The organism is Winogradskyella pelagia (assembly GCF_017581965.1).
Taxonomy (GTDB): Bacteria; Bacteroidota; Bacteroidia; order Flavobacteriales; family Flavobacteriaceae; genus Winogradskyella; species Winogradskyella pelagia.
This window is the reverse complement of record NZ_JAGEVF010000008.1, coordinates 96,616-120,068: the sequence shown is the minus strand read 5'-3', so window position 1 is coordinate 120,068 and position 23,453 is coordinate 96,616. Positions and strand designations below refer to the sequence as shown.

22 protein-coding genes are annotated in these 23,453 nt (G+C 35.5%); 14 read left to right on the top strand and 8 right to left on the bottom strand.

Features of this window, described 5'->3' with window-relative positions; translation table 11 throughout:
- Positions 1-3: 3 nt before the first annotated feature.
- From J4050_RS10965 to J4050_RS10945, 5 genes are all read left to right on the top strand, one after another.
- The gene (locus tag J4050_RS10965) at positions 4-690 is read left to right on the top strand and encodes a TetR/AcrR family transcriptional regulator (protein WP_208154628.1); all 687 of its coding nucleotides are present in this window, start codon (positions 4-6) and stop codon (positions 688-690) included.
- A complete protein-coding gene (locus tag J4050_RS10960) occupies positions 683-2,344 on the top strand; it encodes a peptidase domain-containing ABC transporter (RefSeq protein WP_208154627.1) in 1,662 nt (553 codons plus the stop codon). Before J4050_RS10965 ends, J4050_RS10960 begins: the two co-directional genes overlap by 8 nt.
- 11 nt (positions 2,345-2,355) lie before the next feature.
- Positions 2,356-3,705 (top strand): HlyD family secretion protein, encoded by a 1,350-nt coding sequence (locus J4050_RS10955; RefSeq protein ID WP_208154626.1) that lies wholly within the window; start codon positions 2,356-2,358, stop codon positions 3,703-3,705.
- A 1-nt stretch (position 3,706) separates the two neighbouring features.
- Positions 3,707-5,110, top strand: coding sequence for a TolC family protein (locus J4050_RS10950; RefSeq protein ID WP_208154625.1), 1,404 nt, complete (start codon positions 3,707-3,709; stop codon positions 5,108-5,110).
- A gap of 76 nt (positions 5,111-5,186) precedes the next feature.
- Positions 5,187-6,539, top strand: coding sequence for a UDP-N-acetylmuramate--L-alanine ligase (locus J4050_RS10945; protein ID WP_208154624.1), 1,353 nt, complete (start codon positions 5,187-5,189; stop codon positions 6,537-6,539).
- A gap of 36 nt (positions 6,540-6,575) precedes the next feature.
- On the opposite strand, the gene J4050_RS10940 is transcribed toward J4050_RS10945, so the two are convergent.
- The 4 genes from J4050_RS10940 to J4050_RS10925 are packed head-to-tail and all read right to left on the bottom strand — an operon-like array spanning position 6,576 to position 9,750.
- Positions 6,576-7,742 (bottom strand): MFS transporter, encoded by a 1,167-nt coding sequence (locus tag J4050_RS10940; protein ID WP_208154623.1) that lies wholly within the window; start codon positions 7,740-7,742, stop codon positions 6,576-6,578.
- Positions 7,743-7,767: 25 nt separating this feature from the next.
- Positions 7,768-8,658, bottom strand: a complete 891-nt coding sequence (locus J4050_RS10935; RefSeq protein WP_208154622.1) for a dienelactone hydrolase family protein — start codon at positions 8,656-8,658, stop codon at positions 7,768-7,770.
- A gap of 55 nt (positions 8,659-8,713) precedes the next feature.
- Entirely contained in the window at positions 8,714-9,307 is a 594-nt protein-coding gene (locus J4050_RS10930) for an FMN-binding negative transcriptional regulator (protein ID WP_208154621.1), read from the bottom strand.
- Complete coding sequence (locus tag J4050_RS10925; protein WP_208154620.1) at positions 9,307-9,750, bottom strand: DUF1569 domain-containing protein; 444 nt, start codon at positions 9,748-9,750, stop codon at positions 9,307-9,309. The genes J4050_RS10930 and J4050_RS10925 overlap by 1 nt, the downstream gene beginning before the upstream one ends.
- Positions 9,751-9,809: 59 nt before the next feature.
- Here J4050_RS10925 and radC point away from each other — a divergent pair, with 59 nt between their 5' ends.
- The 4 genes from radC to J4050_RS10905 all read left to right on the top strand — a co-directional run bounded on the left by radC (position 9,810) and on the right by J4050_RS10905 (position 13,389).
- The gene (gene radC / locus J4050_RS10920) at positions 9,810-10,508 is read left to right on the top strand and encodes a RadC family protein (RefSeq protein ID WP_208154619.1); all 699 of its coding nucleotides are present in this window, start codon (positions 9,810-9,812) and stop codon (positions 10,506-10,508) included.
- 96 nt (positions 10,509-10,604) lie between these two features.
- Positions 10,605-11,900, top strand: a complete 1,296-nt coding sequence (locus J4050_RS10915) for a polysaccharide deacetylase family protein (RefSeq protein WP_208154618.1) — start codon at positions 10,605-10,607, stop codon at positions 11,898-11,900.
- Complete coding sequence (locus J4050_RS10910) at positions 11,897-12,583, top strand: YjjG family noncanonical pyrimidine nucleotidase (protein WP_208154617.1); 687 nt, start codon at positions 11,897-11,899, stop codon at positions 12,581-12,583. Before J4050_RS10915 ends, J4050_RS10910 begins: the two co-directional genes overlap by 4 nt.
- Positions 12,583-13,389, top strand: a complete 807-nt coding sequence (locus J4050_RS10905; protein WP_208154616.1) for a hypothetical protein — start codon at positions 12,583-12,585, stop codon at positions 13,387-13,389. Before J4050_RS10910 ends, J4050_RS10905 begins: the two co-directional genes overlap by 1 nt.
- Here J4050_RS10905 and J4050_RS10900 read toward each other — a convergent pair.
- Positions 13,386-14,663, bottom strand: coding sequence for a replication-associated recombination protein A (locus tag J4050_RS10900; RefSeq protein WP_208154615.1), 1,278 nt, complete (start codon positions 14,661-14,663; stop codon positions 13,386-13,388). The two genes, J4050_RS10905 and J4050_RS10900, sit on opposite strands and share 4 nt — an antisense overlap.
- Positions 14,664-14,773: 110 nt before the next feature.
- Here J4050_RS10900 and J4050_RS10895 point away from each other — a divergent pair, with 110 nt between their 5' ends.
- A complete protein-coding gene (locus tag J4050_RS10895; protein ID WP_208154614.1) occupies positions 14,774-15,520 on the top strand; it encodes a rhomboid family intramembrane serine protease in 747 nt (248 codons plus the stop codon).
- On the opposite strand, the gene rlmB is transcribed toward J4050_RS10895, so the two are convergent.
- From rlmB to J4050_RS10880, 3 genes are all read right to left on the bottom strand, one after another.
- On the bottom strand, positions 15,517-16,254 hold the full coding sequence (rlmB, locus tag J4050_RS10890) for a 23S rRNA (guanosine(2251)-2'-O)-methyltransferase RlmB (protein WP_208154613.1): 738 nt from the start codon (positions 16,252-16,254) through the stop codon (positions 15,517-15,519). The two genes, J4050_RS10895 and rlmB, sit on opposite strands and share 4 nt — an antisense overlap.
- Positions 16,255-16,313: 59 nt before the next feature.
- Complete coding sequence (locus J4050_RS10885; RefSeq protein WP_208154612.1) at positions 16,314-17,954, bottom strand: aryl-sulfate sulfotransferase; 1,641 nt, start codon at positions 17,952-17,954, stop codon at positions 16,314-16,316.
- 167 nt (positions 17,955-18,121) lie between these two features.
- Positions 18,122-19,801, bottom strand: coding sequence for a POTRA domain-containing protein (locus tag J4050_RS10880; RefSeq protein WP_347879113.1), 1,680 nt, complete (start codon positions 19,799-19,801; stop codon positions 18,122-18,124).
- 189 nt (positions 19,802-19,990) lie between these two features.
- On the opposite strand from J4050_RS10880, the gene rpsL reads away from it, so the two are divergent.
- Genes rpsL through rpsJ form a run of 4 tightly spaced genes read left to right on the top strand, consistent with a single transcriptional unit; the run spans position 19,991 to position 23,317 of the window.
- Entirely contained in the window at positions 19,991-20,365 is a 375-nt protein-coding gene (gene rpsL, locus J4050_RS10875) for a 30S ribosomal protein S12 (protein ID WP_008269190.1), read from the top strand.
- Between the two features lie 22 nt (positions 20,366-20,387).
- A complete protein-coding gene (gene rpsG / locus J4050_RS10870; RefSeq protein ID WP_208154611.1) occupies positions 20,388-20,864 on the top strand; it encodes a 30S ribosomal protein S7 in 477 nt (158 codons plus the stop codon).
- Positions 20,865-20,869: 5 nt separating this feature from the next.
- Positions 20,870-22,999, top strand: a complete 2,130-nt coding sequence (fusA, locus tag J4050_RS10865; protein ID WP_208154610.1) for an elongation factor G — start codon at positions 20,870-20,872, stop codon at positions 22,997-22,999.
- A 12-nt stretch (positions 23,000-23,011) separates the two neighbouring features.
- The gene (gene rpsJ / locus J4050_RS10860) at positions 23,012-23,317 is read left to right on the top strand and encodes a 30S ribosomal protein S10 (protein ID WP_007650482.1); all 306 of its coding nucleotides are present in this window, start codon (positions 23,012-23,014) and stop codon (positions 23,315-23,317) included.
- Positions 23,318-23,453: the final 136 nt, after the last annotated feature.

The window sequence follows — 23,453 nt, the reverse complement described above, 5'->3', positions numbered from 1 at the left end:
GAAATGTTGAATTTACTATCAAATTTAAAGATTTCAGTACCTGATAAGATTTTTATTAAAGATCCCGAGTCTTCAGATTTAGGAAAAAGGATTATTGAGCATAGTATTTTATTGATTGAGGATATTGGATTTGACAGTTTTACTTTTAAGAAATTGGGAGTGGAAATTGGATCTAATGAAAGTTCAATTTATAGGTATTTTGAAAGTAAACATAAACTACTTTTATATTTAACATCATGGTATTGGGCTTGGATTGAGTACCAAATGGTCTTTGCTACTTATAATATTCCAGACCCAAAAGAACAATTACTTAAAGCAATTGAAGTACTAACGCAATCCGTTAAGGAGGATAAAACGTTTAAACATATTAATGAAGTAGTTCTTAACCGCATAATTATTAATGAATATTCCAAGTCCTTTCTCACCAAAGAAGTAGATAGTGAGAATAAAGAAGGGTATTTTGAAGTTTACAAAAGACTTATAAAGCGGTTGAGTGAAATTATAGCTAAAGTTGACGACAACTACAATTACCCTTCTAGTTTGGCAAGTACTATTGTAGAAGGTGCTTTACATCAACATTTTTTAAAAGAACATTTTACTTCAATCACAGATTGTGGCGAGGATGTGACACCAACAGATTTTTTTAAAAATCTAACATTAACTCTATTAAACTCTCCAACAAATGAATAATAAAAAACCGATGTTAACACCTTGGCAGCGCTTTGTGGGCTTGCTAAGACTAGAAAAAAAGGATTTGTTGCAAGTTATTTATTACGCTGTTTTTTCAGGGCTTATAAGTTTAACGCTTCCATTAGGTATTCAGGCAATTATAAATTTAATTCAGGGAGCCCAGGTAAGCACCTCTTGGATTGTATTGGTTGTTCTAGTAACAATAGGTGTAGCTTTTGTTGGTGTGCTACAGCTTATGCAAATGCGAATTATAGAGACCGTTCAACAGCGGCTCTTCATGCGTGCGTCATTTGAATTCACGTATAGATTTCCAAAAATAAAAATGAAGGAACTCTACAATTACTATCCGCCAGAGTTGGCCAATCGGTTTTTTGACGTTTTAACCGTACAAAAAGGATTAGCAAAGCTATTGTTGGACGTACCTACAGCAGCATTACAGATTGTTTTTGCATTAATCCTTTTATCGTTTTACCATCCGTTTTTTATAGCCTTTGGTATACTGTTAATCGTGTTGATTTATATCGTATTTAAATATACCATACAACGCGGTATGAAAACCAGTTTGATGGAGTCCAAGAAAAAATATGTTGTAGCGCATTGGATTCAAGAAGTGGCGCGTTCTATAATGAGTTTTAAGTTATCGGGCACAACATCTTTAGCACTTGATAAAAATGATAAATTAACGGATAAGTACTTAATAGCGAGAGAAAGCCACTTTAAAATTTTGATTTTGCAATTCATTCAAATGATAGGCTTTAAAGTCATAGTTACTGCTGGACTTTTAATAATAGGAGGATTATTGGTACTAAATCAGGAGATGAATATTGGACAGTTTGTAGCTGCCGAAATTATTATTTTATTGGTTATCACTTCGGTAGAAAAGTTGATTCTGGGATTAGAATCTTTCTACGATGTCTTAACCTCTCTCGAAAAAATGGGGCAAGTAGTCGATAAAGAAATCGAAACTCAAACAGGAGAAGTCATTAATATGGATAAGGACTTTGCGATTGAACTAGAAAAAATATCTTATGAAGTTCCTGGGCGAAGTATTCATATTTTACATAATATTTCTTTACATATCGATGCTAAAAGTCGCATACTAATTCAAGGTGAGAGTGGTTCGGGTAAGTCTAGTTTACTAAGAATTATAGCCGGATTATTAAACCCAACTTCTGGACGTATTTTTCTCAATGAGCAAGCTTTGGGTAATCTAAAACTTAATAGCTACAGGTCCCAGCTAGGTATGTCTTTGGCCGATGAAACTCCATTCGAGGGAACTTTAAGAGAGAATCTAACTTTAGGAGATAAGTCGATTACCACCGATGATATCATGGAGGTTTTAGAAAATGTTGGTTTAACATCTTATCTCAAAGAAACAGAGCTTGGCGTAGATACCGTTATTTACCCAGAAGGTAGGCAAATATCCTTTACAGTTGCTAAAAAGCTCATTTTGGCAAGAGCTATATTGAAACAACCCAAATTAATGATCTTAGAAGAGCCTTTAGAGCATTTTGAAACAAGTGAAGCCAAAAGAATTATACAGTACCTTACTGATAAAAAGCATCCTTGGTCTCTTGTTGTTGTGAGTTTCAATGCACAATGGGCAGAAAGTTGTTCGCAGGTTATTACCCTAAAACAGGGAGAAATCATTTAAAGCACTAAACCATGTTAAATATATCTAGAAACCCTATAAATACTAAAGTTGATTTAACTAGTTACAAGTCGGCTAAGCATGTGTTTTTTAAGGATTATTATAAACAATCAAAACGTTTTCTAACAGGTTTTGCAATTGCAGGGCTAATTATATTGTTTTTGCCTTGGACCCAAAATATTTCTGGTAGAGGTCAAGTAACATCATTAACTCCAAACCAGAGACCGCAGACGATACAGTCACCAATTCCGGGTAGTATCCAAGATTGGTATGTACAAGAAGGTCAGTTTGTTAAAAAAGGAGATACCATAATGCGTATTGCTGAAATCAAAAGCGAGTATTTTAACCCTAACTTGGTTGAGTTAACTCAGCAGCAACGCAATGCCAAGGCCTTTTCCGTTAAATCTTACCAAGAAAAAGTTAAGGCTCAAGAATCACGAATTATTGCTATGCAACAAGAGCGTGGCTTAAAATTAGAACAAGCTGAGAATAAATTAGAACAGTCTAGACTTAAGGTCAAAGCAGACAGCATTGATTTAGAGGTCGCTAAAACAAATTATGGGATAGCACAAATAAAGTACAATCGGGCAGATACTTTATTTTCTGACGGTTACACGGCCAGAAAAGATGTAGAAGATGCTAAGATTAAATTACAGGAAACCCAAGGTAAGCTTGTTAGCCAGGAAGCTAAATTATTAGGAAGTAGGCAGGGTGTTATAAATGCAAGGATAGAAATGAATAGAATTAGAAATGAGTATGCAGAGAAAATATCTAAAGCACAAAGCGAGAAGTTTTCAGCACAGTCCAGTCAATTCAGTTCGGAGGCAGAAGTGCAAAAATTAGAAAACGATGTATCAAATTATTCTATTCGTAGAGGTTTACTCTACATTACTTCACCTTATGATGGATACATAAATACTGCTCATCGTGGTGGTATTGGACAAACATTTAAAGAAGGTGAAGAATTGGTTGGTATTATTCCTGCAGATATTGACCTTGCAGTAGAAACTTATGTGGAGCCCATAGATTTACCATTGATACACAAGGGTGAAAAAGTGCGTATTCAATTTGACGGTTGGCCTGCAATTATTTTTAGCGGATGGCCTAATGTATCTTACGGTACTTATGGTGGAGAAGTGGTTGCCGTAGAACGTTTTATTAGCGATAATGGTAAGTTTAGAATACTACTTAAACCAGATCCAGAAGATCATCCATGGCCAGAAGATATTAGAGCAGGGTCAGGCGCCTTTACTATGGCTTTATTAGAGGATGTCCCTATTTGGTTCGAATTGTGGCGACAGCTTAATGGATTCCCGCCTAATTATTATCAGCCAATAGATGCTGAAAAATCTAAAAAAAAGTAACATGAAAGGTCTATTATCAATAGTTCTTTTAACCTTAAGTTTTTCATCTTATGCACAATTGGACAGCTTAGATAATGTGCTGCGATTTGATGAGTATTTGGGTTATGTAAAAAAATTCCATCCCATTGTGAAGCAAGCAGAGTTGGTCATTGACGAAAGTCAGGCTAAGCTCATGAAATCTCGAGGTGCGTTTGATCCAAAGATTGAAGTAGATTACGATAGAAAGAAGTTCAAAGGGACTGAGTACTGGGATCAACTTAACGGAACATTTAAGATACCAACCTGGTTTGGTATAGAATTAAAGGCTGCTTTTGAAGAGAATAGTGGAGATTTTCTAAATCCAGAGGCTTTTGTGCCAGATGATGGTCTATATAGTGCTGGTTTTTCCGTGCCTATAGGTCGTGATTTATTAATTAATGACCGCATGGCTTCATTAAAACAAGCACGCCTTTTTAGAGAGCAGGCTAGGGCAGACAGAGATATTTTTGTAAACAATATCCTTTTTGAAGCTTCTTTGGTTTATTTTGAGTGGTTAAAGGTCTACAACGAATTTAAGTTATTTGAGAACTTTTTAGTCAATGCGCAGTTTCGGTTAAGAGGTATAGAGCGCGGAGAAGAAGTAGGGCAAAATGCACGAATTGAAATCGTTGAAGCACGCATAGCACTTAATAATAGACGCTTAAGCTTAGAACAGGCCAAAGTGAAGCTGATTAATGCCACTCTGGCGCTATCAACATTTTTATGGCTAGAGAATAACATCCCAGTTGAGTTACAGCCTGATGTTATTCCAGATGTAAATACAGAGCCTATAGTTGATGCCGTATTTAATGTCAACCAATTAAGGGAAGAAGAGGTCATTATCGAAGAGCATCCTAAGATGGTATCTTTAGATTTTAAACTTCAAAGCCTTGATGTAGATAGGCGGTTGAGTGCTAATCGTTTGTTGCCGCGTTTTGACGTAGAGTATAATTTTTTAACCGAAGTGCCTGATGTTGCTAGATCTTTTAATACTGCAGAATATAAAGGTGGCGTTAATATTAGTTTCCCTCTGTTTCTCAGAAAAGAGCGCGGAGATTTGAAATTGGCAAAACTAAAACTTCAGGATACAGAATTTGAGATAAATTCAACGCGAATTAATTTAACGAATAAGATTGAAGCCTTAAAGCAAGAGTTAGATTCTTATGTAGATCAGAACGAAATCACATTACAAATTATAGATGATTCTGCCGAGCTATTAAAAGCAGAGGAGCGAAAGTTTAGACTGGGCGAGAGTTCTTTATTTTTAGTGAATTCTCGTGAAGCGAAACTCATTGAGAGCCGGTTGAAAGGTATTGATATTGAAAACAAATTCTTCAAAACCAAGGCTAAACTATTTAATAGCTTAGCAATAAATCCAGATTTATAGACCCTTTTGCATCAATTGGTGAAAACTTATAATTCATTCATTTGGAATTTGATAGATCTAACTTGATATTTGCTATATGAATGTACATTTTATTGCAATTGGAGGAGCTGCCATGCACAACTTGGCTTTAGCACTTCATCATAAAGGTTATCGAGTTACAGGGAGTGACGATACTATTTTTGAACCCTCAAAATCTAGATTAGAAGCACAAGGTTTACTACCAGAAACCTTTGGGTGGTTTCCAGAAAAAATCACAACGCAATTAGATGCTGTTGTTTTAGGAATGCACGCTAAAGCTGATAACCCTGAGTTACTAAAGGCTCAAGAATTAGGTATTAAAATTTACAGTTATCCAGAATTTTTATTTGAGCAATCAAGGAATAAAACCAGAGTTGTCATTGGAGGAAGTCATGGCAAAACAACAATTACATCAATGATTCTCCATGTGATGCATTATCATGATAGAGATGTAGACTTTATGGTTGGTGCCCAATTAGAGGGTTTTGATGTTATGGTAAAGCTGACCGAAGACAATGATTTTATAGTTTTAGAAGGCGATGAATATCTAAGCTCGCCCATAGATAGACGTCCAAAATTCCATTTATACAAACCCAATATTGCCTTACTAAGTGGAATAGCATGGGATCATATCAATGTATTTCCTACCTATGAAAATTACCTGAAGCAATTCGGCATTTTTATCGATTCTATTGTAAGGGGAGGAAGTATTAATTACAACGAAGAAGATCTTGAAGTCAAACGAGTTGTTGAAGCCTCTGAAAATCAAATTAGAAAGATTCCGTATAACACTCCCGACTATACGGTAGAGGACGGACAAACATTGTTAGAAACTCCTGATGGTCCAATGCCTGTTGAGATTTTTGGTAAGCATAATTTAAATAATCTATCTGGTGCAAAGTGGATATGCCAACATATGGGAATCGATGAAGACGATTTCTATGAGGCTATATCTACCTTTAAAGGAGCGAGCAAGCGATTGGAGAAAATTGCAGAAAATGGTACGAGTGTCGCATTTAAAGATTTTGCACATTCACCAAGTAAAGTTGATGCTACTACAAGAGCTGTTAAAGAACAATATAAAAATAGAGAATTGGTAGCCTGTCTAGAACTACATACCTACAGTAGTTTAAATGCCGAATTTTTGAAAGAATATAAAGGCTCATTGGATGAGGCGGATACAGCTGTTGTGTTTTATTCCCCCCATGCCGTTGAGATTAAAAAACTTAAAGAAGTAAGTGAGCAGCAAATAGCGGAAGCATTTCAACGAGACGATTTAATTATTTATACCAATCCAGAAGAATTTAAGGATTTTCTATTTTCTCAAGACTTTGAAAATACGGCGTTATTGTTAATGAGCTCTGGTAATTATGGAGGTTTGGATTTTAATGAGGTTACAAAATTGTTCTAATTTTTAAAAGTGCCTAAAATTTAAATACCTTTTTTATTAGGTGTTATGTCTTAATCCTATTAAGCCTAAAACGGGTCCAACTGCCAAGATTATAAACAAAAACTGAGTGTTCCAGTTACCAATCAAACTATTGATAATCATTATACTAACTATGGTTATTGAAAAGCCAATACAATTAACAATGGTAAGCGCTGTGCCTTTAGATTTTTTTTCTGCATTTTGAGCCACTAGGGTTGAAAAAAGAGGTGAGTCCGCGATGACAACACAGCCCCAAAATAATAGAAACAGTAAAAAAAGAATAGGATTTGAAATGCTGAAGATTAATGGTGAAAGCAAACAACAAATACAGGAGAGCAATAGAAAAATAAAAGCCGTTTGTTTTGCGCCTATTTTCCTTGAAATATAACCACCAATGACGCAAGCAAGTCCCCCTATACCAATAATTAGAAAAGACCATAAAGAAACAACTAAATTAGAATTGGTATGGATTGCGTTATAAAACTCCAACATTAGAGGTACAAACGTCCAAAATGCGTAAAGCTCCCACATATGTCCAAAATATCCCAAAGCAGCTGCGCGAAAGGGTCGGTTATTAAAAACCTTAGAAAAAGCATTAGTGTCAAATCGTTTTGCTGCTATTCTATAGGGACCATTCGGAACTAAGATAACCATTGAAAAACCTCCAAAAACAGCAATTATTGATGTTGCAGTAATAACGTGTTCCCAATTCGCCTGAGGTAATATTTCACTCAATATATGAGGAAATGCAGTTCCAAGAACTAAAGCTCCAACCAAAAAAGATAACGATATCCCAAGTCCCTTATCAAAATAATCGGAGGCAATTTTCATTCCTACTGGATAAATCCCTGCGAGACAAAACCCAGTTAGAAATCGAAATAGGATTAATAACAAAAGGTTGTTGTTTGGCCTTATTAATAAGGTATTAAATAGTGCGCCAAGTAAAGCACAGATAACAAATACTTTTGAAGGAGCAAAACGGTCTGCAATAGTTAGAATAGCAAAGCTGAGAGTCCCCAAAATAAAGCCAAATTGTACGGCTGAGGTTAAATAGCCAAGTGCATTAGCATCTAGATTAAAGTTCAGTAAAAGGTCTGACATAACACCATTGCTGGCAAACCATAATGATGTACAGCAAAATTGTGCTAATACTATGATGGTGAGAATTATGCCCTTTCTGTTCATTTATGTAAGCCTAACAACAGGCTGTTTAGGCTTTTAAGTGCTTTCTAAAAAACGAAATAGTACGTTCCCAAGATAAATTTGCCGCTTCCTTATCGTATCTAGGAGTTGTGTTATTGTGAAATCCATGATTTACTCCTGGATAAATGTAGGCCTCATATTCTATCTCATTTTCTTTTAATACTTTTTCAAAGTCTGGCCAGCCTGCATTAACGCGTTTATCTAACTCTCCATATTGTAGAAGTAATGGAGCTTGTATTTTAACAGCATCTTCGGCTTCTGGTTGTCGTCCATAATACGGAACAGCAGCATCTAAATCTGGTAGTCTAACAGCCATCATATTAGAAATCCAACCTCCAAAACAGAAACCAACCACGCCAACGCTGCCATTACAGTTTTTATGGGTTTTTAAATAGTTGTAAGCGGCAATAAAGTCCTCTAGCATTTTATTTCTATCACGTTTTTTTTGCATGGCTCTACCATCATCATCATTTCCTGGATAGCCCCCTAAAGGTGTAAGAGCATCAGGTGCCAATGAAACAAAACCTTCTTTTGCAGCACGCCTTCCTACATCTTCTATATATGGATTTAGACCTCTATTTTCGTGCACAACAACAATGCCTGGTAGTTTTTTGTTAAGTTTTTTTGGTTTGGATAAAAGTCCTTTTATTTCACCACCTCCTTTTGGAGAATCATAAATGATGTAGTCAGAATCTAAAGTTGGATCATCTGGCTTCACCAATAGGGTATCTAAATAATTTGGAGATATGAAGCTTAATAGTGAAGGGAGCGTTAAACCTCCAACAGCATAAAGAGATAGTTTTTCAACAAACTGTCTTCTATTTAATTTATTATGGGCATAGTCATCATAAAGGTCAAAAACTTCTTGGTCTATATCTTCTTTTTTAATGCTTTTCATAGAGTTATTGGTTTTAAATTAATGTCTTATTCTTGGTCAAAATTTAAGGCCTGATTTATTGAAATACTTTATCTAAAAAATTTCGAATACTCTCTTGATTAGTTCTAATTAATTCTTCTCTTGCAGCTTTGGTGTCACTGGGTTTTTTGTCTTGTGACAGCTTGAATTTTCCTTCCCATTTAGTAATAGTAATCTCAAACATTTCAATGTAATTTAGGTTTCTGTCCAATCTTGGGTTATCTGGTTCTAGTGTATATTTATGGTCCGGCGCTTCTAAAAATTCCGTCATGGTTATTAGCGACTGTTTTAGGGCTAACTTACTCTCAATGGCTTTAACTGTACCTTGGATATGTACTTTTATGTAGTTCCAAGTTGGAAGCTGCGTGGTTTTATATATACTGGGAGAAATATAACATTCTGGTCCAGAAAAAATAATGGAAACCTCTCTATTATCTTTTAGAAGCGGCGCTTGCGGATTATAGATGTCAATATGGCCAATAAGTTTACCGTTTTCATAGACTAGCGGTAAGTGCGTAATGAATGGTTTATTTTGGTTTACAGAAATTAAAGTAGCTAATGGATAGGTTTTAATGACATCAATTAGATGTAATACGTTATCGTCTTGATGATGTTTTGGTGGATAATTCATTAGACGCCAAATTGCTTTAAGTGGTGGTCTAAATGTTTGTATTGCATTTTACCCCATTGGTCTTTTGATAATTTTCCAAAAGCTGGATGCGGTTTCCATTTTTTGCGGTCGCGAATTGAATTTAACTCTTTCAGTAAGTTCTTGATTTCATTTAATTCGGTCTCAAAGTCTTTATCTTCAGTAATTTTAAATCCAGGCGCTGTTGGCAAATTTTTGCGCCATGGTTTGTCACTATACATGGATTTTTTGAACAATAGATTAATCAACCAATTTGGTTTTACGCCATAGTCTTCTTTTCCTAAAATAATATTTAAGGGCATCTGGCAGTGATGAAGCATTTGTGCAGAATTCATCTTACCCCATACTGGTTTTGAATTGCTGTCTAACTTATTTAGCCGTGACGAAATTTCTTCATACACGCCATCGCCAAAGAATGATTTCATAGTATTTGATTTTACCAAATTGATTAGTGCTTTAAATTTACAATTTTTATATTTAGACCATGTCAGATAGACCCACTTCATTTTCAATTAAAAATTGGTCTCAAGACGATCAACCCAGGGAAAAACTTAGAGATAAGGGAAGGGCCGTTTTGAGCGATGCAGAACTTGTTGCCATTTTAATAGGTTCTGGAAGCAAGAATGAGAGTGCTGTAGATTTGAGCAAGCGTATTTTAGCAAGTGTTGAAAATAATCTCAATGCTCTGGGAAAGCTATCCATTAAACAGCTAATGGAATTTAAAGGTATTGGAGAAGCCAAAGCCATAACTATTGCTGCTTCTCTTGAGCTTGGCCGAAGGCGCAGGCTTGCAGATTCTAGAGTTGTAGATAAAATTGAATCGAGTCAATCCGTTTATGACCTAATGCTCCCAATACTAGGAGAGTTACCACATGAAGAATTCTGGATATTGTATCTTAATAATTCTAATAAGGTAATTGCTAAAAATCAGTTAAGTAAGGGTGGTATCACAGGGACTTTGGTAGATGTTCGTTTGGTCCTTAAAAAAGCGCTAGAGGTAGGTGCAACCGCACTAATTCTTTGTCATAACCATCCCTCAGGGACCTTGAAACCCAGTAACGCCGATAAAGCGATTACCCAAAAATTAAAAACTGCGGCTATAAGTCTAGATATTAAAGTTCTAGACCATCTTATCATTACCGAGAAGGCATATTTAAGTTTTGCAGATGACGGTATTCTCTAGAGATACTAGTTTCCAAATAATAAAATCAAAACTCTAAATGACTCAATTAACACTTGGGAATTTGTTATTTTTAGTTTTTGGAATTTGAAGTTCGTTATGCTTTTAGTCTACACCCACAAAATTACACCGCGTTTAAGATTTACCTTTAAGCACTTATGCAAAAGGATTTTAGGCCTTGAGGTGGGTTTTACCTCTAAAATAGAGGATTTTATAGCGCACGACAACCTAAAAATGTCTTACACCAAACAACCCTTATCGAGTGAGTTGTTTGTGAGAAGTCACAGCCTTTTGTTTGAACAAGGTCTCTCAGATATTGATATAAAGGTACAGCCTTGGGAAGAAACTAAGGCCTTCTTTTCAACTGGAGAACGTAGCGACCTCCCTTTTGATATTTTTGCAGCATCTTTTTATTTACTTAGTAGGTATGAAGAATATCTCCCTCATGTTAAAGATGAGTTTGGCAGATTTACGGCGCAAGAAAGTTTAGCCTACAAGAACCGATTTTTAAATCAGCCCGTTGTAGATATTTGGGCCTACAAGCTTAAAGCTTTATTAAAAACGAGATTTCCGCAGTTTAAATTCCCTGATAGAGCGTATAGAGTAAAGCCAGTGATTGATGTACCAATGGCCTATTATTTTAGGCAAAAAGGATTATTGAGAACAATTGGTGGTACTTTAAATGATATTGTGAGGTTTAGACTAAAACAAATGTATCAGCGCTACTCGGTCTTAATGGGTTTTAAGCGCGATCCTTATGACACCTTTAAATGGATAATCACAAAACAAAAACAACACAGTTTTAAGTTTCTAGTATTATTCTTAATTGGGGATTATTCAACTTATGATAAAAATATTAATAGTAGTAAAAAAGAGTTTGTTTCTTTAATAAAGTCTGTTGCAGACTACTGTGATGTGGGACTTAAGGCTTCTTACTTTTCATTGGATAATGTAGCCTTATTAAAGAAAGAGAAACTGAAAATGGAGGCTATAATTAATACTGAACTCAAAGCCGTTAGAAATTCATTTTCAAAACTTAATTTACCCATTTCTTATAGAAACCTTATTGAACTCGATATATTTAATGACTACTCAATGGGCTATGTGGACACATTAGGATTTAGAGCAGGAACTTGTACGCCATTTCAGTTTTATGATTTAGATTATGAAGTGCAGACACCTCTAAAAATCAATCCCTATCATATGTTAGATTTTGGTTTGTTGAAGTACAAATCACAATTAGATAAATCTGAACATCTTTTGAAACTCATGCAAGAAGTTAAAGCAGTTAATGGTACTTTTGTTCCAATATTTCATAATTATTCTTTTAGCGATATGGAACGCTGGGAAGGCTTCAAGGCATTATTTACTACAATATTGGAATCTGTTGAATGACAAACGGAATTAAACATATATTTTTTGACTTAGACCATACGCTTTGGGATTTCGATAAAAATTCACGGTTAACATTTGAAAGAATTTTCAATTTGCATGGTTTACCCGTTGAACTCAATACTTTTATACAAGTCTATGAGCCCATTAATCTTAATTATTGGAAACTATACCGGGAAGAACGTGTGTCAAAGGCAGATTTGAGATATGGAAGGCTTAGGGAAGCCTTCGACACCATAAATGTTAAAGTGGAAGATGAGATGATTAACAAACTCTCAGTGTCTTATATAGATTATTTAACCACTTTTAATCATCTATTTGAAGGAACTCGTGAAGTGCTTAATTACCTTTTTGATAAATACGAATTGCATATCATAACCAATGGTTTTGAAGAAGCGCAAGAACGTAAATTACAAAACGCCGAAATTAGGCAATACTTTAATACTGTAACAAATTCTGAAATGGTTGGCGTAAAAAAGCCTAATCCAAAGATATTTAACTTTGCCCTACATCAGGCCAAAGCTGAGGCAGAAGAAAGTATTATGATAGGCGATAGCCTAGAGGCAGATATTGAAGGCGCTAATAAGGTTGGTATAGAAGGAATCCTATTTTGTAGCCATAATCATTATTCTAGTGCTAATGTTAAAAAAATTAATCAGTTAATAGAATTAAAAAACTATCTCTAATGAAGAAAATACACTTAGTAATACTGTTTTGTTTAATGTTCGTTTTTGCTTTTGCCCAGAAGAAGAGCATAAATAATTACAAATATATTATCGTACCTATTCAATTTGATTTTTCAAAAGGCAAGGATACATGGCGGATTAATACACTTACCAAATATCTTTTTAAAGAAGAGGGTTTTGAGGTGTATTTTGATGAGCAGGAGCTTCCAAAAGACTTATTCAAAGACCGCTGCTTAGCACTATATGCTAATGTTGAAGATGTAAAAGGAGGGTTTTTAAAAACTAGGGTTCAAATAAGTCTTAAAGACTGTTATGGCGAAATCGTCATGCTTTCCAAAATTGGGGAGTCAAAGAAAAAGAAATACAAGGAAGCTTACGAAGAGGGCATTAGAGAAGCTTTTGAATCTATTAGAGATTTAAATTATACCTACTCACCAAAAGCAAAAGAAGAATTGAAAGTTGAAGATAATGTCGCTGTCTCTGCTATTGCCGCAGATGTCTCAGAAACCTTTAAGGCAACAGATTCAAAGGCAAGTCCAGAAATTAGAATTGAGGAAACTACAAATGAAGTAAAAGGCAAAAATGAAAAATCTTCTTTTTTAAAGTTAAAGCCTATAACTTTAGGTTATGAAGTACTAAATGACAAAGGAGAGGTTACCATGGTCTTGTTAGCCACCTCGTCGAGGGATATTTTTATCGTTAAGGATAAATCTGCCATTATCTATAAAAATGCCGATGGAAATTTTATGTACTCGGAAAACGATGGTACTAGTATAGTACAGAAACCCATAAGTATTAGATTTTAATAGCCATATTTTTCTTTCCAACGTTGTCTTAAAAAGTCACGTTGGGCTTTTTCCCTTGAATTATTTCCAGGATCGTATAATCTGGTATTACTAATTTCATCTGGCATAAATTCCTGCTCCACAAAATTATTTTCGTAGTTATGAGCGTATTTATAATCGTCACCATAGCCTAATTCTTTCATCAATTTAGAAGGTGCATTTCTTATGGCCAAAGGAACTTCAAGGTCTCCCGTTTCCTTAACTAATTGCTGTGCCTTATTAATAGCATTGTAAGAGGCGTTACTTTTAGCAGAGCTGGCGAGGTACGTAGCACATTGACTTAGAATTATTCGTGACTCTGGGTTGCCAATAATGGAGACCGCTTGAAATGTTGTGTTTGCCAATACCAGTGCAGTGGGATTGGCATTTCCGATATCTTCGCTGGCTAAGATTAATAACCGACGCGCAATAAATTTTACGTCTTCGCCGCCTTCAATCATACGGGCCAAATAATAAACAGCTGCATTTGGGTCACTACCTCTAATAGATTTTATAAATGCAGAGATGATATCATAGTGTTGCTCACCTGTTTTATCATATCTCACACTTTTATTTTGGACTTTTTTCATTACCAAATCATTGGTAATACTTATGTCTTCCTGATTAATAGAATTAATTATAAGTTCGAATAAATTTAAAAGTTTCCGTGCGTCACCTCCAGAAAGATGCAGCAAAGCTTCCGTTTCTTTAAGTTCAATATTGAGTTTAGATAAAATACTGTCTTTTTGTATCGCGCGTTGCAATAAGAGTTCTAAGTCTAATCTCTTAAAAGGTTTAAGGGTATAGACCTGGCATCTGGATAACAGGGCTGAGATTACCTCGAAACTTGGATTTTCAGTGGTGGCACCTATTAATGTTACCCATCCTTTTTCTACAGCTTCTAATAGTGAGTCTTGTTGCGATTTGCTAAAGCGATGAATTTCATCTATAAATAAAATAGGATTTTTAGAAGTGAAGAGACCTCCACTTTTTTTAGCTTTTTCAATGACGTCCCTGATATCTTTAACTCCAGAATTTATGGCACTTAGTTTGTAAAAAGGGCGCTCAGTCTCGTTAGCTATGACATTAGCTAGTGTCGTCTTACCAATTCCTGGAGGTCCCCAAAAAATCATTGAAGGTATAACACCGCTTTTAATTTGTTGTGTGAGCATACCATTGTTTCCAACAATATGTTGTTGACTTAAATAGTCCTCTAAAGTATTTGGTCTTAATCGTTCTGCTAAGGGTGTGCTCATGAGTCAAAATTACAAAATGACAATTATAATCTTTTATAAATTGATTAAAGCATATGACAATTTTACATGGTTTTGTATTTTGGTTACAATTTTGATCATACAATAGCGAAATGTCACACACCCAATTTAAGTTTTCTCCTAGCGTTGTTGTATATCCATTAATACTGCTATTTGCTGTTTGGTTAGTATTTTGGTATCAGGTGAGAATAGACCACGGTATAAAGTACATGGGTATAAGACCCCAAAAAATAGAGGGTTTGTTAGGGGTTTTTACAAGTCCATTTTTACATGGTGATATTGAGCATTTGTATAACAACTCCGTACCCTTGTTAGTACTAAGCTTAGCTCTATTTTATTTCTATAATAAAATTGCATGGAAAGTAATACTATTTGGTATTCTAATGTCTGGTTTATTAACGTGGCTAATAGCGGATAAGGGAAACCATATAGGAGCTAGTGGTTTGGTTTATGTTTTGGTCAGTTTTGTTTTCTTTAAAGGCATCTTTGCCAAGCACTACCGATTAATTGCATTATCACTAATTGTTATTTTTCTTTATGGAAGCATGATATGGTATGTGTTTCCTATAAAAGATGGAATGAGTTGGGAAGGTCATTTAAGCGGCTTAATAACGGGGTTGTTATTCGCTATTCTATTTAGAAAAAAAGTAGCAAAACCTGAACGCTATAAGTGGGAGGTGCCAGATTACAATGAAGATGACGATCCATTTATGAAACATTTTGATGAAAATGGAAATTTCATTGAAAATAATATTGTTGAAGACGAAAATTTAAACGCGGAAACCGATAGTATAAATGAATCCAAGGTTAATTATATTTTCAAAGAAAAAAAGGATTAAATACGCTGTCTGGTCGCTTCATATAGAAAAGCACCACAAGCCACAGAGACGTTTAGAGATGCAATATCGCCCAATATAGGTAACTTGGCCTGTTCGTCTACTAGTTTAAGAACAGAAGGGTTGATACCTTTGCCCTCAGAACCCATAATAATGGCGCATGGTTCATTAAACGAAATGTCAAAAATTAGACGCTCTGCCTTCTCTGTCGCTGCAATTACTTTAATTCCTGAAGACTGCATGTAAAAAACAGCGTCTTTGATATGGTCCACTTTACAAATAGGCATTTTAAAAATAGCTCCTGCACTAGTTTTAATGGTGTCGCCATTAATAGGTGCACCACCTTTTTTTTGAATAATGATAGCAGATACACCCGTGCACTCAGCCGTGCGAACTATGGCACCAAAATTTCTAACATCACTTAATTGGTCGAGAATTAAAAATAATGGTGGCTTGCCCTGTTCAAAAGAATCTAAGACAATATCATCTAAACTATGAAATTCCACTGGTGAAATATGAGCTACAGCACCTTGGTGGTTCCGACCACGAGCAAGTCTGTTCAGTTTTTCTATCGGAACATAAGAGTTGTTAATTCCTTCTTGCCTGAGAAGTTTTTCTAGTTCTTGGAAGAGTTCACCTCTCAATCCCTTCTGAATAAATACTTTATCTATTGTTTTTTCAGAACTGATTGCCTCAATAATAGATCTAATTCCGTAAATAGTGGTTTCTTTTTCCATAGGGTAAAAATATTAAAACCATTACGTCTATTGCAGCATTTCACGAATTAAATTAGCGCTTAGTTCTTCACTATTTTTTTTGTAACTTTTTCAGAGCCAGATGATAATTCTAAAAAATACAAACCGTTTTTTAAATTAGAAACTGGTAGCTGTTCCATGTAGTTAGACTCCATAACCAACATACCAAGATTGTTGTAGATTTTAATAAAATCAATATTATTTTCAGACCTTATCGTTAACACGTCGTTTACTGGATTAGGAAAGATAGATAGTTGATTCAATGCAAATTCTGGTGTATTTAGCGGATTACATGCTACGTTGAGGTCAGAATTTAACTCTATGGGAGCACCTGGTGTTAAATCTCTTCCATTAAAAGCAGGGTAATCTAGCCCGTATTTTATCGCTCTAAAAGTAACATTTGGAGTGTCCTCAGGATTATCACCTTGGGACATTATGCCTGCTGAACCTGTCGGATTGATGTAGCTCCAAACTATATTTTCATTTTCATCAATTTCTATAAAATAGCCTGAATCGCCATCGCATATAAGGATGTTTCCATTGGGTAGCATTTGAGCGCTAGATAGAATTCTCGAAAACAAATCTGTAGGAATGGGCTTTGTAAAAATATAATCACTAACAGCAGGCTCAAAAGCAGTATTCGCTGGCTGCACATAAAAACCTGGGCTAGTACTGGGTGGTTCTAAAATAAAAACTTCAGAAAAACTCGGCGACCGATTCAATCCATTGTTAAATAAAATAATCTGCCCTTCGTTGGGTAAGCCTTGAGGAATAAAATGCGGATAATGCTGACCAAATAAAAGTTGGTCACTTTCAGAACCACGGCGATAAGACTGAGGATTTCCCCACCGATAAAGAAAATCTCCACCTTGCCCGTAAATACCACCAGAGTTACCAGAAGCTTCAGTCGTGGAGGTAGAATGATCTATGATGTAAAGTTCATTGAGATTTCTTGAGCTTAATATTATTTGGTTTAAATTTTCATTGTACTGAATAGAATTTATGTGAAGCCAATTGGCTAATCCGCTTCGGCCGCTTAAAAAATTAATATCCAATAACTGCGGGTTTTCTGCAACATTGCCAAAATTGTCTTTCGAGCTGTCAAAATCTTGAATAAGATGATCTTTGATATTCCATTCCCAGACAACATTGCCGCCATTAAGACCTACAGGTTCAACCTCAATAATTTGTTCATTGTAAAGAACAGATTCAGTTAATAAAGCCGGATTTCTACCAGCTTGTATCGCTTCAGCATTAGACATTACTGTCGCCACTAAGATTAAGACGTTACCGTTGGGCATGGGAAATACATCATGATGCTGAACTCTAATTTCAGAGGAAACTTCGTAGCTCCAAATTAAATTTCCTTCCCAATCAAATTTTTCTACAATACCACCTGTTCCACCAAAAACGATATCTGTATTTCCAATCTTCCCGGCTCTTAGTAATGTGCCATCTTCCAATAAATATACTGCATTACCAGGAGGGTAGTTGCTAGTCCATTGATTAATAACCTCGCCACAATTATTTATTAAATAAGTTTCTGTTTGAGATGTAAAAAGAGTTAGCGCGTTAAATGTATCCGCTGTATTGTGACTAATCACGCCTACTGTATTTTGTGACTGTAAAGACGTGACAATAAGCAGTGCAGCTAATGAAACTAAATATTTCTGAAAAGACATAAGGCTAAATATTGGTTTAGTTGAATTGAAATCTAAATGCAGTTGTTCAATCTCCTTGGTAGTTGGAACATTTCAACCGATTATATATTTATTTTTCTAGCACGGTAAATTTAAGAAATGCCCTAGCTTGAAAACAGAATATTATTATAAATAAAAGCCAAATTATGTTAAAAAGTTGCTGTTAGACTTATATGTACCTTGGAGTCTGATAATCTGAATGGCCTGTTTTCGCTCTTTCCACTTGAGTAGTTCAGTCTAAATAAGCCTGCATTAGTTAAAAGTCCAAATCCAAAGCCAAACCCAAAAAGTTTTTCTTTGGCTTGGGTAAGCTGGTTTTCAAAGTAAGCCGCATCAAATACGCTATGAATATAAACAGAAGAACTGAGGCGGTATCTATATTCGGTATTTATTACACTATAAAGATTGGCTACTAAACTGTTTTCTTCGAAACCTCGAATAGAATTAATCCCGCCAAACCTAAAGAGCTCATTGTCAAAATAATTATCCGAGATAAGAAAAGCACCATTTAACCTCAAGAACACACTATTTCTCTCATTAAGATTAAAAATCTTATAAGTATCTAAGCGTGCCATATTTTGAGATAGACTTTCTACATTATTCTCCCTTTTTCCAGTGCCAATATTAATATCGGCTAAAAAATTAATTGGAAATAATGGGTCGTAAAATTGAGGTTTGATAAAGCTGTAACTTACAGTAAAAAAATTTGAGGTATAGTCATTTAATTCGTTTGTATTGTTTTCTAATAAATTACTAGAATTGGTAAAACTTATACCAGCACCAATCTTTTGTTGAGAGTCTATGAGATAATTTACTTTGGCATACTGGTTGGCATTTACAAATGTGGTGTCCTTTCTAAAAATATTAAGTCCAGCCTCAATTCCAACTGGAGAGCTAAAGATGTAAGGAAGATCAAGATCTACTCTAAACGTTTGCTGATCTATTTCATCACTTTTGTAGAACAAGTTTAAGGTTTCACCGTAGTTGAGATTGTTGATAAGCCTTAGGTCTAAGTATCCATCAAAGTCTAGTTTGTTTGTTTCTTCATTAGTTCCAAAACCTAGAAAACCATCAAAATTATTCGTTCTGTTCTTCTCTATATATAAATATAAGGTTGTTGAATCTGTAGTGAACAATACTTCAGGATCCTTGATTTTCTCTGCAAACCTCAAATCCTCTAGAAGTTCAATTTTCTCCTTGATTTCATTAAGATTAAACTGCTGATTGGATTTAAGCTTAAAAAAATGCTTAATGTAAGACTTGGGGAATTTCTCGTAACCTTTAATAACGATGTTGTCAATACGTCTCTTTTGGTTGGATATAATTTTAAGATCGGCGGAGATATAGGTTTCATTTTCTTTTCTAATATTGATAAGTTGAAGTGAAGAAAACGGATCACCTTGTTCCGCAATTTTAGAATTGAGTTCATTTAATATAGTTTCTACATCTTCTAAATTCAAATCAAAAAAATCTTGGTTAGGCTCAACGGTAACAAGTTTTAAAAGTTTGGTATTAAAGGTAGAGTCGTATTTAATTCTTATGCGACCTCGCTTCATTCCTAGTGTTAGCTTAGCTTCAAATAGAGTGTCATTTTGTTTTAAGATGCTATTGATGTAGGTATCTATAAAACCTTTTCGCCAAAGCCTTTTAACTGTAGCATTAATTTCAGATTCTAATTCAGAGTAGGAATCAAATTGTTCCTTATACCCAATTGAGTCAATTAATTTCGTTTTAGTTTCATCTTCTGCGGTTACATTCAGCCAAATATTTTGTGAAGAGCAAAGATTTGCTAGACCTATAAATAAAATAAGGGTAAGTGTTCTTAACACAATAGTAATTAATTCTAAATGGTATTATTAGTATTGCAAACGTAAAAAATACCAACATATATATAGTTAAGAAACGAATTGAATTATTTCTTTGGAAAATAAATTATCAAGTATTTGAATTATAAATATATATTTCTACCTTTGCAGCCCTCAAAAGTGAGGGTTAATTAAAATTTTTAGCAAAAATATATGCCAACAATTTCACAATTAGTACGAAAAGGAAGAGCCAAAATAACCAAGAAGAGTAAATCGGCTGCTTTAGATTCGTGTCCTCAGAGACGTGGTGTATGTACTCGTGTTTATACAACGACACCTAAAAAACCTAACTCAGCAATGCGTAAGGTGGCAAGGGTTCGTTTAACAAACGGTAACGAGGTTAATGCATACATTGGTGGAGAGGGTCACAACCTACAGGAGCACTCGATAGTATTGGTTAGAGGTGGAAGGGTAAAAGATTTGCCAGGTGTTAGATATCACATCGTTCGTGGTGCTTTGGATACAGCAGGTGTAGCCGGAAGAACACAACGAAGATCTAAGTATGGTGCAAAACGCCCTAAGAAGTAATTTAAAACTGTAAGAAGAAGACATGAGAAAAAGACAAGCGAAAAAAAGACCGCTTTTACCAGACCCGAGGTTTAACGACCAGTTGGTGACACGTTTTGTGAATATGATGATGTGGGACGGTAAGAAGTCTGTGGCGTTTAAAGTATTCTACGATGCCATTGATATCGTAGAAGAGAAAAAGAATAATGACGAAAAAACAGCATTAGAGGTGTGGAAAGACGCACTTTCTAACGTTATGCCTCACGTTGAGGTGAGAAGTCGTCGCGTTGGTGGAGCAACATTCCAGATTCCAATGCAGATTCGTCCAGATAGAAAAGTTTCTACTGCGATGAAATGGTTAATTAGTTACGCGCGTAAGCGCAACGAAAAATCAATGTCTCAGAAATTAGCTGCTGAGGTCTTAGCTGCTGCAAAAGAAGAAGGAGCAGCAGTAAAGAAAAGAGTTGATACGCACAAGATGGCAGAAGCCAATAAAGCATTCTCACACTTTAGATTTTAATTAGAATGGCACAAAGAGATTTAAAATATACAAGAAACATAGGTATTGCCGCTCATATCGATGCTGGTAAAACCACGACTACTGAGCGTATTCTTTATTATACAGGTGTATCTCATAAAATTGGAGAGGTGCATGATGGTGCTGCAACTATGGACTGGATGGAGCAAGAGCAGGAAAGAGGTATTACAATTACTTCTGCTGCTACTACCTGTACATGGCAATTTCCACTAGAAAATGCGCAACCAACTCCAGAGACTAAAGGATACCACTTTAATATCATTGACACTCCGGGTCACGTTGATTTTACCGTAGAGGTAAATCGTTCATTACGTGTATTAGATGGATTAGTGTTTTTGTTCAGTGCTGTAGATGGTGTAGAGCCACAATCAGAAACTAACTGGAGATTAGCTGATAACTATAAAGTTCCAAGAATCGGTTTTGTAAATAAAATGGACCGTCAAGGTTCAAACTTTATGGCAGTTTGTCAGCAGGTTAAAGATATGCTAGGCTCTAATGCCGTACCAATTGTAATGAATATTGGTGACGAGGCAGACTTTAGAGGTATTGTAGACTTAGTAAAGAATAGAGCTATTGTCTGGCACGATGAAACTCAAGGGGCAACTTTTGATGTTATTGATATTCCTGAAGAGTTAAAGGCAGAAGCATCTGTTTTAAGAGGGAAATTAATTGAAGAAGTTGCGAGTTACGATGAGAATCTTTTAGAAAAGTACATGGAGGATGAGGATTCAATTACGGAAGATGAAGTGCATGCTGCGCTTCGTGCTGCCGTTATGGACATGTCTATTATCCCTATGATATGCGGATCAGCTTTTAAAAATAAAGGTGTTCAGTTCTTATTAGACGCTGTATGTCGTTATTTGCCTTCACCAGTTGATAAAGAAGCTATTGTTGGTACAGATCCAGATAGCGGAAATGAAATAGCACGTAAGCCTGATGTAAAAGAACCATTTTCAGCCTTAGCATTTAAAATTGCTACTGACCCTTTCGTAGGGAGACTTGCATTTTTCCGTGCTTATTCAGGGCGTTTGGACGCGGGTTCTTACGTACTAAATAACAGGTCTGGTAAAAAAGAACGTATATCTCGTATCTACCAAATGCACTCAAATAAGCAAAATGCTATCAGTTTTATTGAGGCTGGCGATATCGGAGCTGCTGTTGGTTTTAAGGATATAAAGACAGGTGATACTTTATCTGAAGAGAAAAGCCCTATAGTTTTAGAATCTATGGATTTCCCAGATCCAGTAATTGGTATTGCCGTTGAGCCGAAAACTAAAGCAGATGTAGATAAGTTAGGTATGGCACTTGGTAAATTAGCTGAGGAAGATCCTACATTTACAGTAAGAACAGACGAGGCTTCAGGCCAAACTATAATTTCTGGTATGGGAGAGCTTCACTTAGATATTATCGTTGATCGTCTTAAGCGTGAGTTTAAGGTAGAAGTTAATCAAGGTCAGCCTCAAGTAGAATACAAAGAAGCGATAACAAGACTTGCACAACACAGAGAAGTTTACAAAAAGCAATCTGGTGGTCGTGGTAAATTCGCAGATATTGTATTTACACTAGAGCCAGCTGAGGAAGGTAAGCAAGGTCTCGAATTTGTATCCAGTATTAAAGGTGGTAACGTACCAAAAGAATTTATCCCTTCTGTTGAGAAAGGATTCAAAATGGCGATGGTTAACGGTCCATTAGCAGGGTACGAAGTAGATGCTATGAAAGTGACATTAACAGATGGGTCTTACCATGATGTAGATTCTGATCAGTTATCATTTGAATTGGCTGCTAAACTAGGATTTAAAGCTGCGGCAAAAGCTGCAAAAGCTGTAATCATGGAGCCGATTATGAAATTAGAGGTGTTGACACCAGAGGAATATATGGGTGACATTGTAGGTGACTTAAACCGTCGTCGTGGTCAAGTAAACAACATGAGTGATAGAGCAGGTTCTAAAGTTATTAAAGCAGAAGTGCCGTTATCTGAAATGTTTGGTTATGTAACTTCATTAAGAACATTGTCTTCAGGTAGAGCAACGTCAACTATGGAATTTGCTCACTATGCAGAGACACCATCAAATATATCGGAAGAAGTAATCAAAGCAGCAAAAGGCGTAGAAGCTTAAAACTAAAAGAAAATGAGTCAGAAAATTAGAATAAAATTAAAGTCTTACGATCATAATTTAGTTGACAAGTCTGCTGATAAGATTGTAAAAACTGTAAAAAGCACAGGTGCTGTTGTAACTGGTCCAATTCCATTACCAACTCACAAAAAGATTTTCACTGTGCTACGTTCACCGCACGTTAACAAGAAGTCTAGAGAACAATTTCAATTAAGCTCTTATAAGAGATTATTAGACATTTACTCTTCTTCTTCAAAAACAATTGATGCATTAATGAAGCTTGAATTACCAAGTGGAGTTGAAGTAGAGATTAAGGTGTAATGATAAACTGGGCGAAATGCTCAAAGACATGTCCGGAGCTGCGAGCGAAGGAAAAGCGGAAAAAATACAATTCAGGGCTGAAACGTATTTTTGGCCCTGAATTTTTTAAAACAAAACGTAAATAATAAATAAATAA

What these genes read in the sequence shown, in the direction of transcription:
- rlmB (WP_208154613.1), bottom strand. Translation starts at nt 16,254, where the DNA reads ATGGAAAAAGAAACCACTATTTACGGAATTAGATCTATTATTGAGGCA.
- J4050_RS10950 (WP_208154625.1), top strand. Translation starts at nt 3,707, where the DNA reads ATGAAAGGTCTATTATCAATAGTTCTTTTAACCTTAAGTTTTTCATCT.
- J4050_RS10965 (WP_208154628.1), top strand. Translation starts at nt 4, where the DNA reads ATGTTGAATTTACTATCAAATTTAAAGATTTCAGTACCTGATAAGATT.
- J4050_RS10915 (WP_208154618.1), top strand. Translation starts at nt 10,605, where the DNA reads ATGCTTTTAGTCTACACCCACAAAATTACACCGCGTTTAAGATTTACC.
- J4050_RS10960 (WP_208154627.1), top strand. Translation starts at nt 683, where the DNA reads ATGAATAATAAAAAACCGATGTTAACACCTTGGCAGCGCTTTGTGGGC.
- J4050_RS10940 (WP_208154623.1), bottom strand. Translation starts at nt 7,742, where the DNA reads ATGAACAGAAAGGGCATAATTCTCACCATCATAGTATTAGCACAATTT.
- J4050_RS10945 (WP_208154624.1), top strand. Translation starts at nt 5,187, where the DNA reads ATGAATGTACATTTTATTGCAATTGGAGGAGCTGCCATGCACAACTTG.
- J4050_RS10905 (WP_208154616.1), top strand. Translation starts at nt 12,583, where the DNA reads ATGAAGAAAATACACTTAGTAATACTGTTTTGTTTAATGTTCGTTTTT.
- radC (WP_208154619.1), top strand. Translation starts at nt 9,810, where the DNA reads ATGTCAGATAGACCCACTTCATTTTCAATTAAAAATTGGTCTCAAGAC.
- fusA (WP_208154610.1), top strand. Translation starts at nt 20,870, where the DNA reads ATGGCACAAAGAGATTTAAAATATACAAGAAACATAGGTATTGCCGCT.
- rpsG (WP_208154611.1), top strand. Translation starts at nt 20,388, where the DNA reads ATGAGAAAAAGACAAGCGAAAAAAAGACCGCTTTTACCAGACCCGAGG.
- J4050_RS10910 (WP_208154617.1), top strand. Translation starts at nt 11,897, where the DNA reads ATGACAAACGGAATTAAACATATATTTTTTGACTTAGACCATACGCTT.
- rpsL (WP_008269190.1), top strand. Translation starts at nt 19,991, where the DNA reads ATGCCAACAATTTCACAATTAGTACGAAAAGGAAGAGCCAAAATAACC.
- J4050_RS10895 (WP_208154614.1), top strand. Translation starts at nt 14,774, where the DNA reads ATGTCACACACCCAATTTAAGTTTTCTCCTAGCGTTGTTGTATATCCA.
- rpsJ (WP_007650482.1), top strand. Translation starts at nt 23,012, where the DNA reads ATGAGTCAGAAAATTAGAATAAAATTAAAGTCTTACGATCATAATTTA.
- J4050_RS10955 (WP_208154626.1), top strand. Translation starts at nt 2,356, where the DNA reads ATGTTAAATATATCTAGAAACCCTATAAATACTAAAGTTGATTTAACT.
- J4050_RS10925 (WP_208154620.1), bottom strand. Translation starts at nt 9,750, where the DNA reads ATGAAATCATTCTTTGGCGATGGCGTGTATGAAGAAATTTCGTCACGG.
- J4050_RS10885 (WP_208154612.1), bottom strand. Translation starts at nt 17,954, where the DNA reads ATGTCTTTTCAGAAATATTTAGTTTCATTAGCTGCACTGCTTATTGTC.
- J4050_RS10900 (WP_208154615.1), bottom strand. Translation starts at nt 14,663, where the DNA reads ATGAGCACACCCTTAGCAGAACGATTAAGACCAAATACTTTAGAGGAC.
- J4050_RS10930 (WP_208154621.1), bottom strand. Translation starts at nt 9,307, where the DNA reads ATGAATTATCCACCAAAACATCATCAAGACGATAACGTATTACATCTA.
- J4050_RS10935 (WP_208154622.1), bottom strand. Translation starts at nt 8,658, where the DNA reads ATGAAAAGCATTAAAAAAGAAGATATAGACCAAGAAGTTTTTGACCTT.